This is a genomic window from Nocardioides pacificus (assembly GCF_054775955.1).
The window spans coordinates 21,981-44,366 of sequence record NZ_BAAHCI010000015.1 but is presented as its reverse complement, the minus strand read 5'-3'; the positions used below and the strand labels follow the sequence as shown (position 1 = coordinate 44,366).

24 protein-coding genes are annotated in these 22,386 nt (G+C 66.6%); 16 read left to right on the top strand and 8 right to left on the bottom strand.

Going from position 1 to position 22,386, the window contains the following annotated elements; all coding sequences use genetic code 11:
• Positions 1-127 precede the first annotated feature (127 nt).
• The gene (galE, locus tag ACYU7L_RS18810; protein ID WP_460799954.1) at positions 128-1,105 is read left to right on the top strand and encodes a UDP-glucose 4-epimerase GalE; all 978 of its coding nucleotides are present in this window, start codon (positions 128-130) and stop codon (positions 1,103-1,105) included.
• A gap of 74 nt (positions 1,106-1,179) precedes the next feature.
• Entirely contained in the window at positions 1,180-1,398 is a 219-nt protein-coding gene (locus ACYU7L_RS18805; RefSeq protein ID WP_460799951.1) for a hypothetical protein, read from the top strand.
• A 126-nt stretch (positions 1,399-1,524) separates the two neighbouring features.
• Here the strand turns inward: ACYU7L_RS18805 and ACYU7L_RS18800 are convergent, their stop codons facing one another.
• The gene (locus ACYU7L_RS18800) at positions 1,525-2,418 is read right to left on the bottom strand and encodes an SDR family oxidoreductase (RefSeq protein ID WP_460799949.1); all 894 of its coding nucleotides are present in this window, start codon (positions 2,416-2,418) and stop codon (positions 1,525-1,527) included.
• A gap of 92 nt (positions 2,419-2,510) precedes the next feature.
• Here ACYU7L_RS18800 and gmd point away from each other — a divergent pair, with 92 nt between their 5' ends.
• The 3 genes from gmd (at position 2,511) to ACYU7L_RS18785 (ending at position 6,085) form a co-directional block, all read left to right on the top strand.
• Positions 2,511-3,497: a GDP-mannose 4,6-dehydratase gene (gmd, locus tag ACYU7L_RS18795; RefSeq protein WP_460799948.1), complete on the top strand. Its 987-nt coding sequence runs from the start codon at positions 2,511-2,513 to the stop codon at positions 3,495-3,497.
• Position 3,498: 1 nt separating this feature from the next.
• Positions 3,499-4,488 (top strand): GDP-mannose 4,6-dehydratase, encoded by a 990-nt coding sequence (locus tag ACYU7L_RS18790; protein WP_460799946.1) that lies wholly within the window; start codon positions 3,499-3,501, stop codon positions 4,486-4,488.
• 214 nt (positions 4,489-4,702) lie between these two features.
• Positions 4,703-6,085 carry a sugar transferase gene (locus ACYU7L_RS18785; protein ID WP_460799944.1) on the top strand — a complete coding sequence of 461 codons (1,383 nt, stop codon included), beginning with the start codon at positions 4,703-4,705 and terminating at the stop codon, positions 6,083-6,085.
• Here the strand turns inward: ACYU7L_RS18785 and rfbA are convergent.
• Positions 6,079-6,942 (bottom strand): glucose-1-phosphate thymidylyltransferase RfbA, encoded by an 864-nt coding sequence (rfbA, locus tag ACYU7L_RS18780; RefSeq protein ID WP_460799941.1) that lies wholly within the window; start codon positions 6,940-6,942, stop codon positions 6,079-6,081. The two genes, ACYU7L_RS18785 and rfbA, sit on opposite strands and share 7 nt — an antisense overlap.
• Positions 6,943-7,010: 68 nt before the next feature.
• Between rfbA and rfbB the strand changes: the two genes are divergently transcribed.
• Positions 7,011-8,009, top strand: a complete 999-nt coding sequence (rfbB, locus tag ACYU7L_RS18775; RefSeq protein ID WP_460799939.1) for a dTDP-glucose 4,6-dehydratase — start codon at positions 7,011-7,013, stop codon at positions 8,007-8,009.
• Positions 8,009-9,379: a sugar nucleotide-binding protein gene (locus ACYU7L_RS18770; protein WP_460799936.1), complete on the top strand. Its 1,371-nt coding sequence runs from the start codon at positions 8,009-8,011 to the stop codon at positions 9,377-9,379. The genes rfbB and ACYU7L_RS18770 overlap by 1 nt, the downstream gene beginning before the upstream one ends.
• Here the strand turns inward: ACYU7L_RS18770 and ACYU7L_RS18765 are convergent.
• The 5 genes from ACYU7L_RS18765 to ACYU7L_RS18745 form a co-directional block, all read right to left on the bottom strand.
• A complete protein-coding gene (locus ACYU7L_RS18765) occupies positions 9,376-9,768 on the bottom strand; it encodes a phosphomannose isomerase type II C-terminal cupin domain (protein ID WP_460799934.1) in 393 nt (130 codons plus the stop codon). The two genes, ACYU7L_RS18770 and ACYU7L_RS18765, sit on opposite strands and share 4 nt — an antisense overlap.
• An 88-nt stretch (positions 9,769-9,856) precedes the next feature.
• Positions 9,857-10,141, bottom strand: coding sequence for a DUF2516 family protein (locus ACYU7L_RS18760; RefSeq protein WP_460799932.1), 285 nt, complete (start codon positions 10,139-10,141; stop codon positions 9,857-9,859).
• 154 nt (positions 10,142-10,295) lie between these two features.
• A complete protein-coding gene (locus ACYU7L_RS18755) occupies positions 10,296-10,937 on the bottom strand; it encodes a hypothetical protein (protein ID WP_460799930.1) in 642 nt (213 codons plus the stop codon).
• A 42-nt stretch (positions 10,938-10,979) separates the two neighbouring features.
• Positions 10,980-11,369 (bottom strand): helix-turn-helix domain-containing protein, encoded by a 390-nt coding sequence (locus ACYU7L_RS18750; protein WP_460799928.1) that lies wholly within the window; start codon positions 11,367-11,369, stop codon positions 10,980-10,982.
• A gap of 104 nt (positions 11,370-11,473) precedes the next feature.
• The gene (locus tag ACYU7L_RS18745; protein ID WP_460799926.1) at positions 11,474-12,484 is read right to left on the bottom strand and encodes an asparaginase; all 1,011 of its coding nucleotides are present in this window, start codon (positions 12,482-12,484) and stop codon (positions 11,474-11,476) included.
• Positions 12,485-12,525: 41 nt separating this feature from the next.
• On the opposite strand from ACYU7L_RS18745, the gene cysC reads away from it, so the two are divergent.
• The 9 genes from cysC to ACYU7L_RS18700 all read left to right on the top strand — a co-directional run bounded on the left by cysC (position 12,526) and on the right by ACYU7L_RS18700 (position 21,683).
• A complete protein-coding gene (gene cysC / locus ACYU7L_RS18740) occupies positions 12,526-13,803 on the top strand; it encodes an adenylyl-sulfate kinase (protein WP_460799925.1) in 1,278 nt (425 codons plus the stop codon).
• A complete protein-coding gene (locus ACYU7L_RS18735) occupies positions 13,800-14,333 on the top strand; it encodes an arsenate reductase/protein-tyrosine-phosphatase family protein (protein ID WP_460799923.1) in 534 nt (177 codons plus the stop codon). Before cysC ends, ACYU7L_RS18735 begins: the two co-directional genes overlap by 4 nt.
• Positions 14,333-15,301, top strand: coding sequence for a sulfite exporter TauE/SafE family protein (locus ACYU7L_RS18730; protein WP_460799920.1), 969 nt, complete (start codon positions 14,333-14,335; stop codon positions 15,299-15,301). The genes ACYU7L_RS18735 and ACYU7L_RS18730 overlap by 1 nt, the downstream gene beginning before the upstream one ends.
• A gap of 93 nt (positions 15,302-15,394) precedes the next feature.
• Positions 15,395-16,309, top strand: a complete 915-nt coding sequence (gene cysD, locus ACYU7L_RS18725; RefSeq protein ID WP_460799918.1) for a sulfate adenylyltransferase subunit CysD — start codon at positions 15,395-15,397, stop codon at positions 16,307-16,309.
• 62 nt (positions 16,310-16,371) lie between these two features.
• Positions 16,372-17,622 carry a sulfate adenylyltransferase subunit 1 gene (locus ACYU7L_RS18720; RefSeq protein WP_460801708.1) on the top strand — a complete coding sequence of 417 codons (1,251 nt, stop codon included), beginning with the start codon at positions 16,372-16,374 and terminating at the stop codon, positions 17,620-17,622.
• 201 nt (positions 17,623-17,823) lie between these two features.
• Positions 17,824-18,876: a glycosyltransferase family 4 protein gene (locus ACYU7L_RS18715; RefSeq protein ID WP_460799916.1), complete on the top strand. Its 1,053-nt coding sequence runs from the start codon at positions 17,824-17,826 to the stop codon at positions 18,874-18,876.
• 1 nt (position 18,877) lies between these two features.
• On the top strand, positions 18,878-19,741 hold the full coding sequence (locus ACYU7L_RS18710) for a glycosyltransferase (protein WP_460799914.1): 864 nt from the start codon (positions 18,878-18,880) through the stop codon (positions 19,739-19,741).
• Complete coding sequence (locus ACYU7L_RS18705; protein WP_460799911.1) at positions 19,695-20,684, top strand: hypothetical protein; 990 nt, start codon at positions 19,695-19,697, stop codon at positions 20,682-20,684. The genes ACYU7L_RS18710 and ACYU7L_RS18705 overlap by 47 nt, the downstream gene beginning before the upstream one ends.
• A 42-nt stretch (positions 20,685-20,726) precedes the next feature.
• Positions 20,727-21,683: a glycosyltransferase gene (locus ACYU7L_RS18700; protein WP_460799908.1), complete on the top strand. Its 957-nt coding sequence runs from the start codon at positions 20,727-20,729 to the stop codon at positions 21,681-21,683.
• Between the two features lie 37 nt (positions 21,684-21,720).
• Here the strand turns inward: ACYU7L_RS18700 and ACYU7L_RS18695 are convergent, their stop codons facing one another.
• Positions 21,721-22,281, bottom strand: a complete 561-nt coding sequence (locus ACYU7L_RS18695; RefSeq protein ID WP_460799905.1) for a hypothetical protein — start codon at positions 22,279-22,281, stop codon at positions 21,721-21,723.
• Positions 22,282-22,386: the final 105 nt, after the last annotated feature.

Genomic DNA, 22,386 nt, shown 5'->3' with positions numbered 1-22,386 from the left:
GCCCCTTTCTGGGCCGCCGTGGGCGCGGCCGGCTTCGTGCTCGCTCGCTGACCAGCCCTCGCCGGCCCAGGCGCCCCCACGCGCTCGCCCTATCCTCGTCCTGACGGACGACAACGAGGAGCGCACGATGACGTGGTTGGTGACAGGCGGAGCGGGCTACATCGGCTCCCACGTGGTGCAGGCGCTGCTGGAGGCTGGCCTGGAGCCCGTGGTCATCGACGATCTCTCGACCGGCTTCGAATCGTTCGTGCCCGAGGGCGTGCCGCTGGTCCGGGCGACGCTGCTCGACGAGAAGGCGATCGCCGCCACGCTGGTCGAGCACGACGTCGAGGGCGTCATCCACGTGGCGGGCTACAAGTACGCCGGCGTCTCGGTGCAGCGGCCGCTGCACACCTATGAGCAGAACGTCACCGCCACCGTCCTGCTGCTGCGCGCGATGCAGGAGGCCGGGGTCGACAAGATCGTCTTCTCCTCGAGCGCGGCCACCTACGGCGCGACCGACACCGACCTGGTCACCGAGCAGACCCCGACGCGCCCCGCCTCTCCCTACGGCGAGACCAAGCTCATCGGAGAGTGGCTCCTCAAGGACGCGGAGACCGCCCACGGTCTGCGCCACACGTCGCTGCGTTACTTCAACGTGGTCGGCTCCGCCTCCGACGCGCTCTTCGACGCGAGCCCCCACAACCTCTTCCCGCTGGTCTTCGACGCGCTCTACCGCGGGGACACCCCGCGCATCAACGGCGACGACTACGACACCCCCGACGGCACCTGCGTGCGCGACTACATCCACGTCGCCGACCTCGCACTCTCCCACGTGGCCGCCGCCCGCCGGCTCTCGGCCGGCGAGCCGCTGGAGCCGGTCTACAACCTCGGCAGCGGCGACGGCAGCTCGGTGCGCCAGATCATGGACACCATCCGCGACGTCACCGGCATCGACTTCACCCCCGAGGTCCACCCGCGTCGTCCCGGAGACCCGGACCGGATCGTGGCCAGCGGCGAGCTCGCCGCCCGCGACCTGGACTGGGAGATGCGCCACGACCTGCGCGCGATGGTCGCCAGTGCCTGGTCGGCGCGTCAGGCCGCCGGGGACGCCTACCCGCGCTGACGCACTACCCCATCTTGGTGAAGTCCGCCCCAACGCCAGGTGTCGACCCAGGTTCGGTGGGGTAGGAACTCGCCATGACGTGGCAACCGCTTCCGCCCTCCATCGCCGAGTGGATGGGCATGGACGACGCACCCGACTCCCCGGCCACGACGGTCGCGAGCGACCACGTCACCCAGGCCCCTGCCGCGGCGCGCAACGTCCCCCAGCCCCGCCGCCCCCTCGTCGACCTGACGCCCCTCATCGAAGCTCTCGAGGCCCACCTGGCCGCCTACCGCGCCACCCACCCGCGCTGACCCGCCACCGGCCGACCCACCCGAGCCAGCGCCCGCGGCTTGACCGCCCCAGAGCCGGTGGGCGCCAGACCCCATGCTGGCGCCCACCGTCCACCCCCACCCGCCGGCCGTGACCACAGGCCTGGCTCAGACGTCGCGCCGCACGTTCCGCGCACTCGTCGATCGCCCCAGCGCAGCCACAGCAGCATCCATCCGCGGCAGCAGCTCCGGCACCAGCTGCAGCGTCCGTGCCTCACCGAGCCGCGAGGTGACGACGGGCTTGAGCCACCCGATGATCCGCACGAACCCGGGCACATAGACCCGCCGCGAGCGCCGCTCGATCGCCCGCACGAAGCCGGCGACGCACTCCTCGACGGGGATCGTCCGCTTCAGCGGCCCGGGCAGCCGCGAGATGAGCTCGGCGAAGGCACTCAGGTCGGCCTTGGCGTCCTGCACCAGCGGCGTGTCGACCCACGACATGTGCGCGATCCCGACCTCGACCCCCTGGTGGGCGACCTCGAGGCGCAGCGCGCACGCGAAGTGCTCGACCCCCGCCTTCGAGGCGTTGTACGCCGCGAGCCCCGGCGCCGGCGCGAACGCGGCCAGCGACGACACGACCAGGACATAGCCGCGCCGCGAGATCAGCGACGGCAGCGCCGCCCGCACGGTGTGGAAGACGCCGAGCACGTTGATGTCCATCAGTCGGCGGAACGTCGCCGGGTCGGTCGCCTGCACCGAGCCGTACGACGCGATCCCGGCGTTGGCGAGCACGACGTCGATGCCGCCGAACGCCTCCACTCCGACGGCGACGGCCGCCTCGACCGAGGGGAGGTCGACCACGTCGCACACCGCGAAGACCGCGGCGTCGCCGAGCTCGGCGGCCAGCGCCCGCAGCGGGGCCTCGTCGACGTCGGCCAGCACCACCCGGGCGCCGCGGCGCACCAGCTCCCGCGAGGTCGCCTCGCCGATCCCACGGGCGGCGCCGGTCACGAAGACCACCTGCCCGGCCAGCCCGTTCCCGCTGTTCGTGTCGCGTGCCATCTGGAGCCTCCGCTGTCGTGGTTCTGGGGTTGTCGCACTGTCTCACGCGCGCGCTCACCTCGCTGACGGGCGCGGACTGACACAATCCCCCTATGCCCAGCGCGCTCATCACCGGAATCACCGGCCAGGACGGCCTCTACCTCGCCGAGTTTCTGCTCGACAAGGGCTACGAGGTGCACGGGGTGATCCGCGGTCAGAACAACCCGAAGCGCCAGCTGGTCCGGGACCTGCTGCCCGACGTACAGCTCCACAACGGCGACCTCACCGACATGTCCAGCCTGATGCGGGCGCTGCGCGAGTCCCAGCCCGACGAGGTCTACAACCTGGGCGCGGTCTCGTTCGTCGCCTACTCGTGGGAGAACGCCGCCGTCACCACCGACGTCACCGCCAAGGGCGTGCTGACGATGCTCGAGGCGGTCCGGCTGCAGGCCGGGGACGACCCGGCGTCGATCCGCTTCTACCAGGCCTCGAGCTCGGAGATGTTCGGCAAGGTGCAGCAGGTGCCGCAGGACGAGTCGACGCTGCTGTGGCCGCGCTCGCCCTACGGCGTGAGCAAGGTCTACGGCCACTACATGACCATCAACTACCGCGAGTCCTACGGCATGCACGCCTCGTCGGGGATCCTCTTCAACCACGAGTCGCCGCGGCGCGGGCCGGAGTTCGTGACCCGCAAGGTCACCCGCGCGGTCGCCCGGATCAAGCTGGGGCTGCAGTCGGAGCTGGTGCTCGGCAACCTGGACGCCAAGCGCGACTGGGGCTTCGCGGGCGACTACGTCGAGGCGATGTGGCTGATGCTGCAGCAGCCGTACGGCGACGACTTCGTGATCGCCACCGGGGAGACCCACTCGATCCGCGAGCTCGTCGACGTCGCGTTCCGCCATGTCGGGCTCGACGACTGGGAGAGCTACGTCCGCCAGGACGACCGGTTCATGCGCCCCGCGGAGGTCGACATGCTGGTCGGCGACGCCAGCAAGGCCCGCGAGCTGCTGGGCTGGAAGCCGAAGGTCGGGTTCGAGGAGCTGGTGCAGATGATGGTCGACTCCGACCTGGCCGAGCAGCACCGGCTCGCCGGTCTCTGAGATGACGGGCTCGGGCACGCGGGACGCGGGCGTGCTGCGCGCGTTCGTCACCGGCGTCGGCGGCCAGGACGGCGGCTACCTCGCCGAGCGGCTGCTCGCCGACGGCGCCGAGGTGCACGCCCTCGCGCTGCACACCGACCAGGCCGACGTCCCGGAGGGCGTCACGCTGCACCGCGGCGACATCGGCGACATCGAGGCGACCCGGGCCCTGCTGCTCGAGCTCGCCCCCGACGAGGTCTACAACCTGGCCGCGATCAGCTCGGTGGCGCAGTCGTGGTCCGAGCCCGACCTGACCGCCCGCATCAACGGCCTCGCCGCCGTCGGACTGCTGGAGTCCGCCCGCCAGGTCCAGGAGCGAGAGGACCGCCCCGTCCGCTTCGTCCAGGCCTCCTCCGCCGAGATCTTCGGCCAGCCCGAGCACAGCCCGCAGGACGAGCGGACGCCGGTCCGCCCGGTCAACCCGTACGGCGCGGCGAAGGCCTACGCCCACCTCGCCGTCGACGTCTATCGCCAGCGGGGCCTGCACGCAGTGAGCGCGGTCCTCTACAACCACGAGTCGCCGCGCCGCCCGGAGCGCTTCGTGACCCGCAAGATCACCTCGACGGTGGCTGCCATCGCCCGCGGCGACGCCGAGACCCTCACCCTCGGCAACCTCGAGGCCCGCCGCGACTGGGGCTGGGCGCCCGACTACGTCGACGCGATGGTCCGCGCCGCGCGCGCCGACGAGCCCGCCGACTATGTCGTAGCGACGGGAAAGGCCCACTCCGTGCGGGACTTCGCCGCCACCGCCTTCGCCCACGCTGGCATCGACGACTGGCCCGAGCGCCTGCGCACCGACCCCGAGTTCACCCGTCCCGCCGATGCCACCGAGCTCGCCGGCGACTCCACCCGTGCGCGCCAGCGGCTCGGCTGGTCCCCCAGTGTCGACTTCACCGGTCTCGTGGCCCGGATGGTCGACGCCGATCTCAGCAACGAACGCCCTGTGAGGTGACCCTGTGTCAAGAGTCACCCAGGTAGCAGCGTCAAAAAAACCCCTTCGACTCGCGGATGTAACGAACTCCAGCGAAGATGGGCCTCCTGATTGGCGCGAGCGCTGAGCCGCCGCGCATGATGTAGCGAAACCGCCGGGGGGGCACATGACGTTGGTAGCGTCGTCGCAGCGACAGGAGGCCATCGTCCGTCACCGAAATTTGCGGCTCCTGCCATTGATCGCATTCGTCCTCGATCTCGCTGTGATTGTTACGGTCGTGATCATGGCGGGGCTGGGTCGCGAACGCCTGGATGGCTTCGCCCCCGGCGATATCACAAGTTCGCTGTCAGTCGCGGGGCCGCTGATGGTTGCTCTGTGGGTCCTCACCATTGCAGGCTTCGGGGGTTACGCCAACGCGGTCTTTGGCGAGGGCACGGACGAGTTCCGGCGAGTAGCCAACGCGTCACTGTCCACGGCCGCCGGGGTCGGCATCGGCTGCTACCTACTGAAGTTCGATCTGTCCCGGGGCTTCTATGTCCTCGCCTTCGTCCTCGGTCCACCAGCCCTCCTCCTGACCCGAAGGACGCTGCGCTACCTGCTACACCAGACTCGTAGGACCGGGGCGTTGCAGCGACGAGTCCTGATCGCGGGTACCCCCGGACACATCGATGAGGTCGCCCACGTCCTCAACCGCGAGAGTTGGCTTGGCTACCACGTCGTAGGGGCTCTGACTCCGCCCCACGATCTGAGCGAGGAGACGCCTGCTGGTGTGCCCGTCCTCGGCAACGCCGACGATGTCCATTCGATAGCCGTAGACACTGAGGCGGATGTCCTCTTCATCGCGGGCGGGGCTCTTAGCTCCGCTACCCAGATGCGCCGCGTGGTCTGGGATCTCGAGCCCCTCAACGTTCAGGTCGTGATGGCTCCCAGCGTCACCGACGTCTCTCGAGAGCGAATGAGTATGCGCCCCGCAGGGGGGCTGCCACTGATCCACATCGAAGGGCCGCGCGCTGTCAATGCATCAAGATGGGCCAAGAGGTCCTTCGACGTAATCAGTTCCGCTGCGCTCCTCATCCTCGTGGCGCCCCTCCTGACCGCCGCTGCCCTGTGGATCCGGATCAACGATCGAGGGCCGGTCCTCTTCCGTCAAACGCGTATCGGCAGGGAGGGACGGGAATTCGTCTGCCTCAAGTTCAGGACCATGGTCACCAACGCAGAAGAACTTCTCGAGTCCCTGCACGCGGAGCAAGGACATGAGGAGGGCCTCTTCAAAATGAAGGATGACCCCCGGATCACCAAGCCGGGCAAGTGGTTGCGCCGCTTCTCGATCGACGAGCTACCACAGCTATACAACGTCCTCCGTGGAGACATGAGCTTGGTCGGGCCGCGGCCCCCGCTTGCTCTGGAGGTGGCAAGCTACGACAGCGCGATGCACCGCCGTCTGCGCGTACGTCCCGGGCTGACTGGCCTCTGGCAGGTCTCCGGCCGCTCGGACCTGTCCTGGCAGGAAGCGATCCGTTTGGACTTGTACTACGTCGACAACTGGTCGATGGTCCAAGACCTGTCGATTCTTGCGCGCACCGTCGGTGCGGTCCTTCGCTCCCGCGGCGCCTACTGATCCAGCAGCCCCAGCAGGTACGCCCCATACCCGCTCTTCACCAGTCCCTGCGCGCGCTCAGCGAGCTCCCCGTCGCTTAGGAAGCCCATCCGCCAGGCGACCTCCTCCGGCGAGCCGATCTTGGTTCCTTGGCGCCCCTCGATCGTGCGCACGAAGTTGGAGGCGTCGTTCAGCGAGTCAAAGGTGCCAGTGTCCAGCCAGGCGGTGCCACGGGGAAGGACCTGCACCTGGAGCCGGCCGGCCTCGAGGTAGATCCGGTTGAGGTCAGTGATCTCGAGCTCCCCGCGCGCCGATGGCTGAAGGTCGCGGGCGTATCCGATGACGTCGTTGGCATAGAAATAGAGTCCCGGAACCGCATAGTTGCTGCGGGGTTCCGAGGGCTTCTCCTCCAGGGAGAGCGCGACACCTTCCTCGTCGAAGTCCACGACTCCATAGGACGTCGGGTCCGCGACCTGATAGCCAAAGATCGCCGCGCCCTCCACATGAGCGAAGCGCCGCAACTGATGCCCCAACCCGGGTCCATAGAAGATGTTGTCGCCGAGGACCAGCGCGACCTTGTCCGAGCCGATGTGCTCCTCACCGATCAGGAACGCCTGCGCGAGCCCGTCCGGGCTCGGCTGCACTGCGTAGCTGATCGAGATGCCGAATCGGGACCCGTCCCCGAGAAGCCGAACGAAGCCCTCGGCCTCGTGCGGGGTGGTGATGACGAGAACGTCTCGGATCCCCGCCAGCATCAGCGTCGAGAGCGGGTAGTAGATCATCGGCTTGTCATACACGGGGACCAGCTGCTTGCTGATGCCCTGGGTGATCGGGTGCAGTCGTGAGCCCGTGCCGCCGGCCAAGATTATTCCGCGCATGGCGTCACCTTAAGGGGCCTAACCGGGCGGTTGAGTGCTGCTGAGCCACACATCACTAGGATCGCCCCATGGATCACCTCCTTGTGACCGGCGGCGCCGGCTTCATCGGCTCCAACTTCGTCCACCACCTCATCGCGCACACCGACGCGCGGGTGACCGTGCTCGACAAGCTGACCTACGCCGCGAGCCGCGAGGCCCTGGCGGGCCTGCCCGAGGACCGCGTCGAGCTGGTCGTCGGCGACATCGCCGACGCGTCCGTGGTCGACCCGCTGGTCGCGAGCCACGACGCGGTGGTCCACTACGCAGCCGAGTCGCACAACGACAACTCGCTGCACGACCCGAGCCCGTTCGTGCAGACCAACCTGATCGGCACGTTCACGATCCTGGAGGCGGTCCGCAAGACCGGCACCCGGCTGCACCACATCTCCACCGACGAGGTGTACGGCGACCTCGAGCTCGACGACCCGGAGCGCTTTACCGAGGCGACTCCCTACAACCCCAGCAGCCCCTACTCCGCCACCAAGGCCGGCTCCGACCTGTTGGTGCGCGCCTGGGTGCGCAGCTTCGGCGTGCGGGCGACGATCTCCAACTGCTCCAACAACTACGGCCCCTGGCAGCACATCGAGAAGTTCATCCCCCGCCAGATCACCAACGTCATCGACGGCGGCCGCCCCAAGCTCTACGGCGCCGGGCTCAACGTGCGCGACTGGATCCACGCCGACGACCACTCCTCGGCCGTCTGGACGATCCTCAACGAGGGCCGGATCGGCGAGACCTACCTCATCGGCGCCGACGGCGAGGAGAACAACCTCGACGTCGTGAAGATGATCCTGCGCCACTTCGGTCGCGCGGAAGACGACTTCGACCACGTCACCGACCGCGCCGGCCACGACATGCGCTATGCCATCGACTCCACCAAGCTCCGCACCGAGCTCGGCTGGACCCCGCAGTTCGCCGACTTCGAGACCGGCCTCGCCCGCACCATCGAGTGGTATCAAGCCCACAAGGACTGGTGGCGCCCCCACAAGACCGCCGTCGAAGCCTCCTACGCCTCGAAGGGCCAGTGATGAAGCTCGAGCACACCCCCATCCCCGGCCTCCTCGTCCTCCACCTCCCCGTCCACGCCGACTCCCGCGGCTGGTTCAAGGAGAACTGGCAGCGCGAGAAGATGGTCGCCCTCGGCCTCCCCGACTTCGGCCCGGTCCAGAACAACATCTCCTTCAACTCCCACCGCGGCGCCACCCGCGGCATCCACACCGAGCCCTGGGACAAGTTTGTCTCGGTGGCCACCGGCCGCGTCTTCGCCGCCTGGGTCGACATGCGCGAGGGCGAATCCTTCGGCGCCACCTTCCACGTCGAGATCGATCCCAGCGTGGCGGTCTTCGTCCCGCGCGGTGTCGGCAACTCCTACCAGGCGCTCGAGGACGGCACGGCCTACACCTACCTCGTCAACGAGCACTGGCGTCCGGCCACGGCCTACCCCGCCCTCCACCTCGGCGACCCCACCGCGGCGATCCCCTGGCCCATCCCGCTCGAGGAGTCCGACCTCTCCGAGAAGGACCAGCACAACCCCACCCTGGACGCCGTCACTCCGATGGCCCCGAAGCGGACGCTCATCCTGGGCGCCTACGGCCAGCTCGGCCGCGCCCTCATCGAGGCCTTCCCCGACGCACACGCGGTCGACCGGGACGAGCTCGACATCGCCGACACCGCCGCGCTTCAAGCCTGGCCCTGGCACGAGTACGCCCTCGTGCTCAACGCCGCCGCCTACACCGCCGTCGACGCCGCCGAGACCCCGGAGGGCCGGCGTGATGCCTGGGCCACCAATGTGCAGGGCCCGGCCATGCTGGCCCGGCTCGCCCGCGAGCACCAGCTCACCGTGGTCCACTACTCCACCGATTACGTCTTCGACGGCACCGCCACCGAGCACACCGAGGACGAGCCGCTGAGCCCGCTCGGCGTCTACGGCCAGACCAAGGCCGCCGGCGACGTAGCCGTCACACAGGCGCCGCGTCACTACATCCTGCGCACATCCTGGGTGGTCGGCGACGGCGGCAACTTCGTGCGCACCATGCAGTCCCTGGCGGCCAAGGGCGTCTCGCCCTCGGTCGTCGACGACCAGATCGGCCGGCTGACCTTCACGACCGAACTGGTCCGCGCCACCCGTCACCTGCTCGACGCGAGAGTTGCCTACGGCGTCTACAACCTCAGCAACGCCGGCGAGCCCACGTCGTGGGCAGCTCTTGCCAAGGCCGTCTTCGAGCTGTCGGGGCGCAGCGCCGACGACGTCACCCCGATCAGCACCGAGGAGTACGCCGCAGGCAAGCTGCTCGCCCCGCGTCCCCAGCACAGCGCCCTGTCGTTGGAACGGATCCGTGCCACCGGCTTCGAGCCGGAGGACGCTCTGCAGGCGCTGGCGCGCTACTGCAGGTCTTAGGCAGGCTGCTCGATGCCGGTCGCGGGACCCTCAGCCCGAGCATCCTCGCGACCGTAGTCGTCGTTGAGCCGGCAGATGTCATCCTCGCCGGTGTAGCCACCGTGCTGGACCTCGATGATGATGAGTTCTTCGGAGTGCTCGTTGCAGATCCGGTGTGGCGCCCCGGTAGGGACGTCCACGGACTCGCCGGGCCCGGCCACGACCGTCTCCCCGTCGACGACGCACGTCGCGATCCCGAAGATCACGACCCAGTGCTCGGAACGGTGCTGGTGGGTCTGGTAGGAGAGCCGTTGCCCGGGCGTGACATGGATCCGCTTGACCTTGTATCCCTGGCCGTCGTCGATGACGTGCCACGAACCCCATGGGCGCTCGGCCGACTTCTCAACCATGTTGCGTCCTCTCCTAGACCCATAAAAAGCTACGCAGAAGGCTACCGCTGGCAGCCGGACCTTGGGACCCAAAGCACCAGAGGTTCACCTAACGCCGGCGCAGACCAGCCAGGGCGGGTCGGACATCGGCGAGGTAGACCAACGCCGCAATCGTGAACGCGATCCCGATCAACCCGATCGGCTGGAACATCAGCAGCTCGAAGGCCAGCCCGAGCCCAAGGATGATCAGCCACGCCGGCTTGGTCAACTTGCCCGCCGCGGCATACGCCTCCGCCGGAAACGTCATCGCATTGATGAAGGCAAACCCCTTCACCACGAGCAGCAATAGGAGCACCACGAGCATCACGGCGCTCTCAAAGGCAAAGATGTTCACCCCACCACCCTACGTGCCCCCTCGCCGGCGCCCCCCGTCGTTGGTCGAGCAGGTTGCGCAGCAACCGACGTCGAGACCAATCACCAAAGGCCCCCAGAGCAACGCTCCAGGGGCCTTCGGCAATTCAGAACAGCATCAGCTGTCCCTCAGACCTTCAGTCGCCAACCTTCTTGGCAGCCTCAGTCGTAGCCTCAGCAGCACTGCTCACCGTCTTCTTCGCAGCAGTAGCAGTCGCCTTGGCGCTAGCCGGCGCCGAGGACTTCTTAGCCGTCCGCTTAGCAGCAGTCGTCGACTTCTTGGCAGCCGTCTTCGACGTCTTCTTGGCCTGCGTCGTGGTCGTCTTGGCCTTGGCAGTCGTCGTCTTCGCCGACGAAGCAGTCGCCTTCGAAGCCTCCTGCTTCCGGATGCGCCCGACCAGCGTCTCGCCACGCTTCACAAGGCCGGAGTACGTGTCAGTGACCGCAGCAACGTTCTCGTCCACGATCGTCTGCACACGAGTCGGCAGGCTCTTCGCCTCGTCCTGCAGCTCAGCAACCCGCGCCTCGATAGCAGCCTGACGCGCCTTGGCCTCCTTGGAGACGGCCTCGATCCGAGCGTTGACGGCCGTAGCAGCCTGCTCGCGCAGCACCTTGGGCTCGAGGTCCAGGGTGGTCACGTTCTTCTGGACACCGGCAATGCGAGCCTGCGCCTCGGCCACGTAGCCGCGCACGAACTCGACGGCGATGTCGGTGACGCCCACGCCCGCATAGAACGGACGAGTCGCCTCGGTCTTGATGTCGAACTTGGCCTTGGCCATGTCGATCTCTCCTTCGGGTTGGTCCCGACCTAGGGTCAGGGCCTAGTGGTTGGTGGCGTCGTCCTCGGAGGTCGTTCCTGCGTTCATCGCAAGGAACGACGAGTAGACGTCGAGAAGTGACTGCTTCTGGCGCTCGGTCAGTCCGGGGTCCGCGAGGACCGCGAGCTCGACCGACCCGGCCACACCTTCGTCGGGACTGACGATCCCGGCGCGGATATAGAGCTGCTCCGCCGAGATCCTCAGCGCCTTGGCGATCTGCTGCAGCACATCGGCCGAGGGCTTGCGCAGACCGCGTTCGATCTGGCTCAGATAGGGGTTGGAGACGCCGGCGAGGTCAGCGAGCTGCCGCAGGGAGTACTCAGCGGACATCCGCTGCTCCTTGAGGTACTCGCCGAGCGACTCGGCGGTCTTCCCTACCTTGCTCTTGGCCACGACTCCCATAGTGCTTGCTCTTGCTAGCAAAATCAAGTCACACAGCAAGCACCCGGTCAGTCGCAACCGAGAATCGCCTTACTAGACAGGTGTTTGGCGACCGATCAAGGCGCTAGCAACCCACTCGGACGAATCTCACCCACCGCGCGTCCCCCACCTAGGAGCACGTGCTCACCGGTACGACGCACAGCGGCGCCGTCGACGCCCGGCTCCGTGTCGACACCGGCCCGCACAAGGGCCGCCGCCATCACCACCGGACGCGCCCGCGGGGCACCGTCATCGACCTTCAGCGCGAAGGCACGCCCGTCCGGCAGCGCCACGGCATAGCAGGACTCCGCTCCAGCCTTACCGATCGCGCCAGGGATGGCGTCCAGCAGCCGGCGCTCGTCGCGCTCCGTCCCGGACACCCACTCCGGATGCCGACGGATCGCGTCTCCGACTCCCCACCCTCGCTGGTCAGCCCCATTTCGTCGTTCAGCCCCATTTCGTTGGTCGAGCTTGTCGAGACTTATCGTCCGAAACGCTCGCGCCAGCCCCACCAACGAAGTCGACAGCAGTGGCGCCCCACACCCGTCCACCGCCACGGTGTCAATCGGCTCCCCAGTCAGTTCCGCGAACGTCGCAGTGACGTGCCGCTGCAGGGGATGCTCCGGATTCAAGTACGTCGCGGTGTCCCACCCGTTGACCACGCAGGTAGCCAGCATCGCCGCGTGCTTCCCCGAGCAGTTCATCAGGATCGACGAACGCCCTCCGCCCGCCCGCACCACCTGATCGCGCAACCGATCCTCCAGCGGGTAGTCCTCCGGCGTCTGCAGCGCAGCCTCATCCAGTCCGACCGACGAAAGGATCCGACGCACGCCCTCGACGTGGAAGTCCTCCCCGGAGTGCGAGGCCGATGCGAGCGCCAACAGCTCAGGCGGCAGATCAAGCCCCGCGCGCACCATTGCCACCGCCTGCAACGGCTTGTTGCACGAGCGCGGAAGCACCGGCACATCGACGGCCCCGACCGCCCAGTCCACCTCCCCGTCCCGGCCCAGCGCCACCACGGATCCGTAGTGCCGTCCTTCTACGAACCCAGAACGCACGATCTCAGCCACAACCACGGGAACAGACATGGTGCGCAGGTTAGTGGGACCTCTCTGGGAGGATGCTTTTCGTGTCGACTCCTCCCGTGCCCCAGCACTGCCCCACGCCGACCGAACTCGACGACCTCGAGCTCCTCGTCCACGGCGCCTTCGCGCCGCTGACAGCCTTCAATGAACCGGGTTCGCCGGTCACCCTGACGCTGCCAGACGACGTGGCCGCAGCCGCCCGCGAAGCAGGAGCCGTAGAGCTGGTCGACCCCGAGGGCCTCCCCCTGGCCCTGGTCGCCCCCACCTCAGGCCACATCACCCCCCTGACGCACGCCCAGTTCGGCCCCTACCGCCGCCTCTACCTCACCCCGGAGCAGAGTCGGACCGAGCACGCCGGCGCCACCTTCGTCCCCGTGGCCGACGCCCTGACCACTCACCAGATCGACGCCCTCCGCACCCTGAGCGGCCGCATCGTCCTCCTGGCCCTGGTCGGCACCAACACCCCAGATCTCTCCCCCACCGCCCTGATCCGCGCAACGCTCGCCGCCGCCGAGCATCTTGAAGACGCCCACGTCGTAGCAATCCCCCTGGCCTCCCACGGAGACCCAGAAACCGACCACGCCCTAGGCGTCCAGGTAGTAGGCAATTACGCCGGCAACAACAAGATCCAAGCCCCCATCGAACCCCCTTCGCTGGTCGAGCAGGTTGCGCAGCAACCGCGTCGCGACCAATACCCGGACGACATCGCAGCGATCATCGCCAAGGACAGCCCCGCCGCAGACAAACAAGGCCTAGTCCTCTTCTTCACAGGCCTCTCCGGCTCCGGCAAGTCCACCCTCGCCCGAGCCCTCATGGACCGCCTCCTAGAACAAGGCACCAGAACAGTCACCACGCTCGACGGCGACGTAGTCCGCCGAAACCTCTCAGCCGGCCTCACCTTCACCAAAGCAGACAGAGAAACGAACATCCGCCGCATCGGCTGGGTGGCCGCCGAGATCTCCCGCCACGGCGGAGTAGCCATCTGCAGCCCCATCGCCCCCTTCGACGAGACTCGCCAACAGGTCCGCGACATGGTCGAAGAAGCCGGCGGCGCCTTCTCCCTGATCCACGTAGCCACCCCTCTCGAGGAGTGCGAACGCCGCGACCGCAAGGGCCTCTACGCCAAGGCCCGCAGAGGCGAGATCCCCGAGTTCACCGGCATCTCCTCGCCCTACGAGGAGCCCGAGGACGCGGCCGTCCGGGTCGACACCACTGGCCGGAGCATCGAGGCCGCCCTCGACGACGTGCTGGTCGCGCTGCGCGAGGCCGGCTACCTGGACCTCGCAGCTTCGTCGGTCGAGCCTGTCGAGACCATCCGATGATCTCGATCCTCTTCGTCTGCACCGCGAACATCTGCCGCTCCCCCTTCATGGAGCTCTACGCCCGTCACGCCCTCGGCGCTGACAGCCAGGTCAAGGTCTCCAGCGCAGGCACCCACGGCTTCGTCGACCACCCCATGGACGACGTAATGGCGGCGGAGCTTTCGACCCGTCAGATCGCGTACGAGGCCTTCCGCAGCCGCCGCCTCACCGGCGCCCTGATCCGTGAGGCCGACCTGGTGCTGACTGCGGAGCAGAGCCACCGCACTTTCATCCTCGACGACCACGTCGCTGCCTTCCGCAAGGTCCTCACCCTCGGCCAGTTCGCCGAGACCATCGCCAAGCTGGACCCGGCCCTGAAGGGCCGCGCCCTCCTGGACGAGGCCGGCCGACACCGTGGACCTGCGGACGTCTCCCTCGACGTGCAGGACCCTTACCGCCGTGGCCAGGAGGCCGCCGCCGCGAGCGCCGTCCTCCTGACAGGTCTGCTGGAAACCGTCCTGCCACGCCTCACCGAGGCCACGGAGCGTTGATGGGCGAGCTCCTTACCACCGCTGCCCTGGCGGTGCTCGTGGTCAGTTTCGGGGTGGGGATCGTCGTTGGCCTGACCGGCATGGGCGGTGGCGCTCTGATGACGCCGGCCCTGATCTTCCTCGGGGTCTCGCCTACGGCCGCGGTTGCCAACGACCTCGTCTCAGCCTCGATCACAAAGTCGGTCGGCGCTGCCGTGCACTGGCGCGCCGGCTCACCGGACCTCAAGCTCGCCGGGCTCTTGATCACGGGCTCGGTCCCCTTCGCCTTCGCAGGCGCGTTCATCATCGACTTCTTCGGCGCCGGCGAGGAACAGGAAGCGTTCGTCCAGAACGCCATCGGCGTTGCGCTCCTCTTCACGGCGGCGACCTACACGCTTCGGATGTATCTCCAGCTTCGATTGGTCACCTCAGGCAACGAGGCGCCCGCCGAGGTGGCCGACATCCGGGTGGTCCCCACCCTTCTGGTGGGGGCCGTTGGCGGTCTCCTCGTCGGCGTCACCTCGGTGGGCTCCGGCTCCCTGATCATGGTGGCTCTGCTGCTCCTCTATCCGACTCTCTCCGCCCTCCGCCTGGTCGGGACCGACCTGGTCCAGGCGGTGCCACTAGTCCTCGCCGCCGCCATCGGTCACGTGATCGTCAGCGGAGTCGACTGGGAGATCCTCCTCCCCCTGGTCATCGGCGGCATCCCCGGCACCTTCCTCGGTGCCCGGATCGCCAACTGGGTGAGCCAGTCCGTGATCCGGCGCGGCATCGTGATCGTGCTCAGCCTCACCGGACTCAAACTGCTCGGGATCAGCCCGGAGGTCGTCGGCATCATCGGCGCAGCATTCCTGCTCTTGGGCCCCCTCGCCTGGGGATTTGTTCGTCAGACCCGCGGGCTTCCGGCCTTCGATCACAACTCCGGGGCCTGGCGTCACCCCGAGCGCGAGCGCGCTGCTGAGCGTCCTGACCAGAAGCGCTCGAAGTGACCCACGTCCCGTCGCGCGAGCGCAGTTCGCCGGTCGCGCCGCCTGCTGGCTACGATGACGGTTGCTGTCCCGACGAGAGGTCACCATTCAGTCATGACTGAAACCCACGCCGACTACCGGCTGAGTCAGCTCGACCAGCTGGAAGCGGAGTCGATCCACATCTTCCGTGAGGTCGCTTCAGAGTTCGAGAAGCCGGTCCTGATGTTCTCGGGCGGCAAAGACTCGATCGTGATGCTCCGCCTGGCCGAGAAGGCCTTCTACCCGGCGAAGATCCCGTTCCCGATGCTGCAGGTCGACACCGGCTACGACTTCCCCGAGGTCCTCGCCTGCCGCGACTCCTGGGTCAACCGCCTCGGCGTCCGGATGATCGTGGCCTCGGTGGAGGAGGCGATCGCCAACGGCATCGTCGTCGACGACGGCAAGACCAGCCGCAACCGGATGCAGATCGGCACCCTTCTCAATGCCATCGAGGAGGAGGGCTTCACTGCTGCCTTCGGTGGTGGCCGCCGCGACGAGGAGAAGGCCCGCGCCAAGGAGCGCGTCTACTCCCACCGCGACGAGTTCGGCCAGTGGGACCCCAAGATGCAGCGCCCCGAACTGTGGAGCCTCTACAACGGCCGCATCCACGCCGGCGAGCACATGCGCATCTTCCCGCTGTCGAACTGGACCGAGCTCGACATCTGGGCCTACATCGACCGCGAGAAGATCGAGATCCCCACGATCTACTTCTCCCACCAGCGCAGCGTCTTCGAGCGCGACGGCATGCTGCTCACCGAGAGCGAGTTCAACCCGCTCCGCGCCGGCGAGACCGCCGCCGAGCGCACTGTCCGCTTCCGCACCGTGGGCGACCTGACCCTCACGGGCTGCGTCGAGAGCACCGCCTCCACGACCGCGGAGATCATCGACGAGATCGCCATCGCCCGCGTCACCGAGCGCGGCGCCACGCGTGGCGACGACCGCTTCTCCGAGGCAGCCATGGAAGACCGCAAGAAGGAAGGCTACTTCTGATGACCGGCCCCGCTCCCGAGACCGTCGCCCACGCAACCGCAGCCGCCGCGCTCAACGAGAACATGGACTTGCTGCGCTTCGCGACGGCCGGCTCCGTCGACGACGGCAAGTCCACCCTGATCGGGCGGCTGCTGCTCGACTCCAAGTCGATTTTCGAGGACCAGCTCGAGGCCGTCGAGGCCACCAGCCAGTCCAAAGGCTACGACTACACCGACCTCGCGCTGCTGACCGACGGTCTGCGCTCCGAGCGCGAGCAGGGCATCACCATCGACGTGGCCTACCGCTACTTCGCTACGCCCAATCGCAAGTTCATCATCGCCGACACCCCCGGGCACGTGCAGTACACCCGCAACATGGTCACCGGCGCGTCCACCGCCGACCTGGGACTGGTGCTCGTCGACGCGCGTCAGGGCCTCACCGAACAGTCGCGTCGCCACGCGGTGATCCTCTCGCTCCTCCGGGTCCCCCACCTCGTGCTGGCCGTGAACAAGATGGACCTCGTCGACTTCTCCGAAGAGGTCTACGAGAAGATCCATGCCGAGTTCACGACGTTCGCCACCAAGCTCAATATCCCCGACCTGGTGGTCATCCCGATCTCGGCTCTGCAGGGCGACAACGTCGTGAACCGCTCCGAGAAGATGGCCTGGTATTCCGGCCCCACCCTCATGCACCACCTCGAGAACGTGCACGTCGCCTCCGACCGCGACTTGGTCGACGTCCGCTTCCCGGTGCAGTACGTCGTGCGTCCCAAGTCGGATGAGCACCACGACTACCGCGGTTACGGCGGCATGGTCGCCGGCGGGGTCCTCAAGCCCGGCGACGAAGTCGTCGTGCTGCCCAGCGGCATGACGTCGAGCATCGCCGGCATCGACCTCTTCAACAAGGAGATCACCGAGGCGTTCCCGCCCATGAGCGTGACCGTCCGGCTCGCGGACGACGTCGACGTATCCCGCGGCGACATGATCGCCCGTCCGGCCAACGCTCCGAAGCCGTCACAGGACATTGACGCGATGGTCTGCTGGATGACCAACGAGCCGCTTCGGCCGCGCCAGAAACTCGCCATCAAGCACACCACCCGCACGGCGCGTGCCCTGGTCAAGGACGTTCAGTACCGCCTCGACGTCAACTCGCTACACCGCGACCAGGACACCAAGGAGCTCGGCCTCAACGAGATCGGACGTGTCCAATTGCGCACCACGGTGCCGCTGCTCTGCGACGCCTATGCCAAGAACCGAACCACCGGGTCGTTCATCCTCATCGATGAGGCCACGGGAGTCACGGTCGGCGCCGGCATGATCAACAGCGCGTCCTAGTCCCGGCAACCACCAAGGGGACCGAGCTCAGGACTCACCTCTCGCTCATCCGAGTCGACCGCATGAGAGGGCAACATGTCTAAGTGGGCGAACTGGCGGACGGCCTATGCAACGAGAGGGGTCACTCCTCTGCTGAGGATCAGGCGTCCAGAGTCACGGCCCGAGCCCGGTGAGGGCGTGACAGCCCATGCTCGCGACGTCATGGTGTTTCCCGAGCTGCGGAGCGAGCAGGTCAATCTGCTACTCGCCAGCCCGGCGGTCGATGCCCTCTGTCTGGGGCGGAAGTGGGACCTCGGTGACACCCCCTTGCCGAGGAACGCTATCGAGTGCACCACGCGTGGTGCGATCATGTGGCTCTTCCGTCGCCGTCCAGCGGTCGTGGAGATCCCGGAGCCGCTCTTCCTGCGCGAGCTCCCACGATCCGTGCTTCTGGCCGCGTCGGCCCGAATCGTTTGCCTGCTGACACGGCGCCCAGTGCGAGTCGTGACCTACGCCATCGAGAACAATGACCTCCACTCCCTTGTGGGCCTCAAAGGGCTTCTCGGCCGGGTCGTGGTCAGCGCTGTCAGGCCGACCCTGGCCACGGTCATGGCCCTCCTCTATGACCAAGTCATCTTCGGCAGCGATAGCGCGTTCCAGGCGTACAACCGAATCGCGCCGCGTTTTGCGGCGAAGGGCTCGATCCTCCTCGAGCTCCCCAAGGCTCGCGCCGAAGAGCCCTCACAGCCTGACGAGCCGACGGTGATATTCGTTGGGGAGCTGGCTCGACGGAAAGGTCTGCCCCTCCTCATAGAGGCATGGCCACTGGTTGAAGAAGCGGTCGAGGGGGCCCGGCTGCACATCGTCGGGGCTGGGCCTCTCGAGTCCGAGGTCAACGAGTGGTGCCGCTCAAGTCCTAGCCGAGCGTTCCTGGGCCTGATTCCCCACCACACGGTCGCATCGGTCCTACAGACAGGACGGATACTGGTTGCTCCCTCGATTCGAGACGGGCGGTGGCGCGAACAGATCGGTCGGCCGATATCGGAAGGGCTGGCAAGCGGTCTCACAATCGTCACGACCACGGAGACCGGACTCGCGGACTGGCTCAGCCGGCAGGGTCACTATGTGCTGCCGGCCGCGATCGACGCGCACCAGCTCGCGGCCGCGATCGTCGCAGCGCTCGGGGACCCCCTTGGCGTCGCCGAGGTCCAACGGTCGCTGCCTCCGACAGACGGGCGTTTCCTCTCACACACACGCCTTCACCCGAGAACCTGACATGACAGGCCTAGGACTGATAGAACCTGCAGCGGCAATCGTGGTGCACCACAGGAGTTTAGGCACACTTCGACCGACGTTGGAGAACCTCATCGCCAACGGGATAGCCGCTCGTCGAATTGTGGTGGTTGACAACAGCGAAGACGCTGTGAGCGATCATGACCTGAGTGCCGCCCTCCCCCACCGAGTCACAGTCCGCCGAATTCCGAATCGCGGCTACGCAAATGCCGTGAACCATGGAATGGAAATTGCCAGATCCAGCTTTGGGCCATCTGATGCCGACGCGGTCTTGGTCGTGACTCACGAGGTACAGCTTGCCGAGGGGAGCGTGCGCGCCATGCTCAACGGTTTGGAAAGCCATCAGGACCTCGCCGCGGTAGGTCCGGTCCTGCGGGGACATCTTCACGAACACGCACCGCTGTGGTCGGCGGGTGGACGCCTGACTCGAGTGCTGCGCCTACCTCGACACCTCGATTCCGTGCCCCGCAGCTTGCGACGTTGCGACTGGCTCGATGGCGCAGCTGTCATGTACCGCTGGGCCGCCGTCAAGAGCGCTCCCCTCAGCGAGTCGTACTTCCTTTACATGGAGGAGGTGGACTACCACCGCGCGCTATCGCGAGCTTTCGGCCCTGTTGCGATCGAGCCAGCGGCGCTGGCCAGTCAGACATCTTCGGGGATGCCGGCATACTGGGCATGCCGCAACATACAGATATTCGCTGAGCGGTGGGGTCGGCCTGGATTTCGCAACTGGGCGATCGCTGTCACCTGCGGGAAAGTCGCCTTGCGGGCAGCACTGAAAGGCGATCTGACAACCTTGCGTGAAGCCGGTCGCGGTTATCGCGCCGGAAGGAGCAGCCATCACTAACCTTAGCGTCATCAATCCGCTCGGCGTGACCCTGCGGCACTATCAGCGAGAACTCGAGGACGTGCTGGCCGATGGCGATCTGACGACAACTGTCAAAGCCTTCAACGAACCAAGTGTTGCAGGCACATCCAGAGTCAGGTGGGTGCTCACCTACATCAGGATGATCCACGAGTCACGACATGCCGATCGCGCCGTGGTCTTATGGCCGGTCCTGGGTTACTTCGACTTGCTGATTCTCAAAGTCCTCGGACCACGCAGTTCCCTACTCGTGATGCATGACCCGGAGCCCCTTGTTCGTGCGATCGGATATGGGCGACTGGCTAAGCGCTTGGGAACTCTCCTGCGCGGAACAGTGCTGATCACTCACTCCCGCGCGGCCACGGCTGCGGCCGAGGCCGATGGCTTCTCTACATCTCTTGTGCCGCACCCGGTGTTGCGCCCCGATGACGACAAGAGGCCGTCGCGTCGAGAGGGCGGCAGCAACGTCCGGGTGTTAGGTCAGTTCAAGCGCGATCGGGACCTGGGCCTGCTGCAGGGCATTGCCACCGAGCTGCAGGGCGAGAAGCCGCTGTCGGTGCACGGAAGGGGCTGGCCGCGGATCCCGGGGTGGGCGGTTCAAGACGAGTTTGTGGCGGAAGACGTGATGGATGAACTCATCCGAACCAGCCTGGTGATTCTCATTCCCTACCGGCGATTTTTCCAGAGCGGTATTGCCGTAAGGGCCTTGGAATGCGGAACTCCCGTGGTCGGCCCTCGAGACTCGTGGCTCGCCGAGTTGACGCCTGACTTGGCGCCCGCCCTCCCCACTGTCATGAGTGGTTCAGCCTGGGCCCACGCGATCCGTCGCTCGACAGAGACTACTAGTGACCTAGGACAGGCCCACGTGCGCGCCTTTGTGGAGGCCAGGGCTGGTTGGCACGGTCTCCTAACTTCGAAGTCGTGATTGGTCATCACTATCCGCATACGGAAGAACTAGGGAGCTCTGATGATTCTTGTCACGCTGGGCCACGACTCCAAGTCGGCCGCTGAGGTTTGGGCGGCTGCGGGCTTGGTCAAGCGCATCATCAACTTCAGGCATGCATCCCCCAGTGGGTACAGACTCCGAAACCGAATCCTCGGGATCGGCCTGGATTCGTTCATCGTCGCGCTCAAGGCAACGATCACCTCTCAGGGATCGACTTTTCTCGCCGCTAATCCATGGCCTGGCGTGGCACTCCGGCTCCTTGGTCAGCGGGTGTACGTTACGGGCCTGTACGCAATGCCTGGCAGTCGCTCATGGGAGGTTCTGCGGCGAGGTCTTAGGGATTCGCCAGTCATTACGCTGTCAGAGCCGGAGATCGTTGCCTGGCGCGCGTCAGGTGGCACGGGGAGAGCCGTCAGGTACGGAAACACCTTCGAGTATCCACTCCGGAAGCCAGCTTTCGACCGAGAGATCCGAGTCTTCGTCGGAGGGACGTCAGATCGTGACATGCGGACTCTGGCCGCCACCATCGAGAACGCTCACTCGGCCGGGTTACCCATCACGTTCGTCTTGGCGATGGGGCGAGAGCCCGCGAGGTTCCTCCGACCAAACTGGGCATCCCGAGTGGAGACGCACCCCTCCCTCAGCCAGCAGGAGTTCGGAAGAGTCTTGGCCGCATGCGACGTCGTGTATCTCCCGCTGACCGAGAGATCACGCGCCGCTGGCCATATGGTCGCGGTAGGTGCGATCGAGTCGGGCGTACCAGTCGTGGCGACTGATGTGTCAGGGATGCATGACTATCTCGATGGGACGTATCTAAGGAGCGCCCTCAGCGGACAGGAACTGCTCGCGCAGTTGATGGAAGTTGCCCAATGGGGTCGAACCGAAGTACAAAGCGTGCACGATTACTGGCAGCGTCACTTCAGCCAAGAGTCCTACATCTCGCGCGTCAGTTCGGCTCTTGCGGAGATGTCCAGGTAGGGGTCCATGCCCTGATGAGGTGCCGCGGTTGATGCGGCTAGGCCGCGAGGCTGCCGAACCAAATGGTCAGAAGACCTGCCAGCAGAGTCCCGCTGATCAACGCCATGAGCCGAAGTCGCAAGGCGATGAGGATGAGGAAACTGGTGGCGGCGTCGACCGCCGCATAGGCGCACAAGAGCGCCGTGAGCCCGAAGTTCTCGGCTCTGGAGGAAATGGCCACCCCCAACACGAGCAAGGGAACGACAACGATGGTAATGCGCGACGCCCGAGGCAAGAGCAATCTGAACGCAAGTCGCTGGGCAATGGCAGCAGCCGCGGAAGCTGGCAGCCAAAGCGCGACGACCGTACTCATCACAAAGTAGTCGGGCAGGAGGAAGTGGCAGATCACGACCCCGGCCAAACCAATCGATGCTAGAAGAGCCACCATGGTTCTCATGAACCGGGCGCCTTCGTCGGCTGAGTGTGTGCCCTGATGGACAAGTCGAGGCATCACCGTGTTTACAAACGTCGCAGCGACCGACCCGACGATCTTCATGGGCACCGCCAGCAGGGTGAGCGTTGACGCGGGCAACACCAGTGACAAAGACTGGATGACCATCAGCCCTCCATAACTGGTCCCGGACTTAGCCAAGAACCACCACGGAGCACGATGACGCCGTGCTGGGACAGCGGGTAGTCCGGCGATGACATCGACGCCAACCCT

Bases quoted from the DNA above. Each gene is read 5' to 3' on its own strand.
- galE (WP_460799954.1), top strand. From the start codon at position 128: ATGACGTGGTTGGTGACAGGCGGAGCGGGCTACATCGGCTCCCACGTG.
- ACYU7L_RS18805 (WP_460799951.1), top strand. From the start codon at position 1,180: ATGACGTGGCAACCGCTTCCGCCCTCCATCGCCGAGTGGATGGGCATG.
- ACYU7L_RS18800 (WP_460799949.1), bottom strand. From the start codon at position 2,418: ATGGCACGCGACACGAACAGCGGGAACGGGCTGGCCGGGCAGGTGGTC.
- gmd (WP_460799948.1), top strand. From the start codon at position 2,511: ATGCCCAGCGCGCTCATCACCGGAATCACCGGCCAGGACGGCCTCTAC.
- ACYU7L_RS18790 (WP_460799946.1), top strand. From the start codon at position 3,499: ATGACGGGCTCGGGCACGCGGGACGCGGGCGTGCTGCGCGCGTTCGTC.
- rfbA (WP_460799941.1), bottom strand. From the start codon at position 6,942: ATGCGCGGAATAATCTTGGCCGGCGGCACGGGCTCACGACTGCACCCG.
- rfbB (WP_460799939.1), top strand. From the start codon at position 7,011: ATGGATCACCTCCTTGTGACCGGCGGCGCCGGCTTCATCGGCTCCAAC.
- ACYU7L_RS18770 (WP_460799936.1), top strand. From the start codon at position 8,009: ATGAAGCTCGAGCACACCCCCATCCCCGGCCTCCTCGTCCTCCACCTC.
- ACYU7L_RS18765 (WP_460799934.1), bottom strand. From the start codon at position 9,768: ATGGTTGAGAAGTCGGCCGAGCGCCCATGGGGTTCGTGGCACGTCATC.
- ACYU7L_RS18755 (WP_460799930.1), bottom strand. From the start codon at position 10,937: ATGGCCAAGGCCAAGTTCGACATCAAGACCGAGGCGACTCGTCCGTTC.
- ACYU7L_RS18745 (WP_460799926.1), bottom strand. From the start codon at position 12,484: ATGTCTGTTCCCGTGGTTGTGGCTGAGATCGTGCGTTCTGGGTTCGTA.
- ACYU7L_RS18735 (WP_460799923.1), top strand. From the start codon at position 13,800: ATGATCTCGATCCTCTTCGTCTGCACCGCGAACATCTGCCGCTCCCCC.
- ACYU7L_RS18730 (WP_460799920.1), top strand. From the start codon at position 14,333: ATGGGCGAGCTCCTTACCACCGCTGCCCTGGCGGTGCTCGTGGTCAGT.
- cysD (WP_460799918.1), top strand. From the start codon at position 15,395: ATGACTGAAACCCACGCCGACTACCGGCTGAGTCAGCTCGACCAGCTG.
- ACYU7L_RS18720 (WP_460801708.1), top strand. From the start codon at position 16,372: ATGGACTTGCTGCGCTTCGCGACGGCCGGCTCCGTCGACGACGGCAAG.
- ACYU7L_RS18715 (WP_460799916.1), top strand. From the start codon at position 17,824: ATGGTGTTTCCCGAGCTGCGGAGCGAGCAGGTCAATCTGCTACTCGCC.
- ACYU7L_RS18710 (WP_460799914.1), top strand. From the start codon at position 18,878: ATGACAGGCCTAGGACTGATAGAACCTGCAGCGGCAATCGTGGTGCAC.
- ACYU7L_RS18700 (WP_460799908.1), top strand. From the start codon at position 20,727: ATGATTCTTGTCACGCTGGGCCACGACTCCAAGTCGGCCGCTGAGGTT.
- ACYU7L_RS18695 (WP_460799905.1), bottom strand. From the start codon at position 22,281: ATGGTCATCCAGTCTTTGTCACTGGTGTTGCCCGCGTCAACGCTCACC.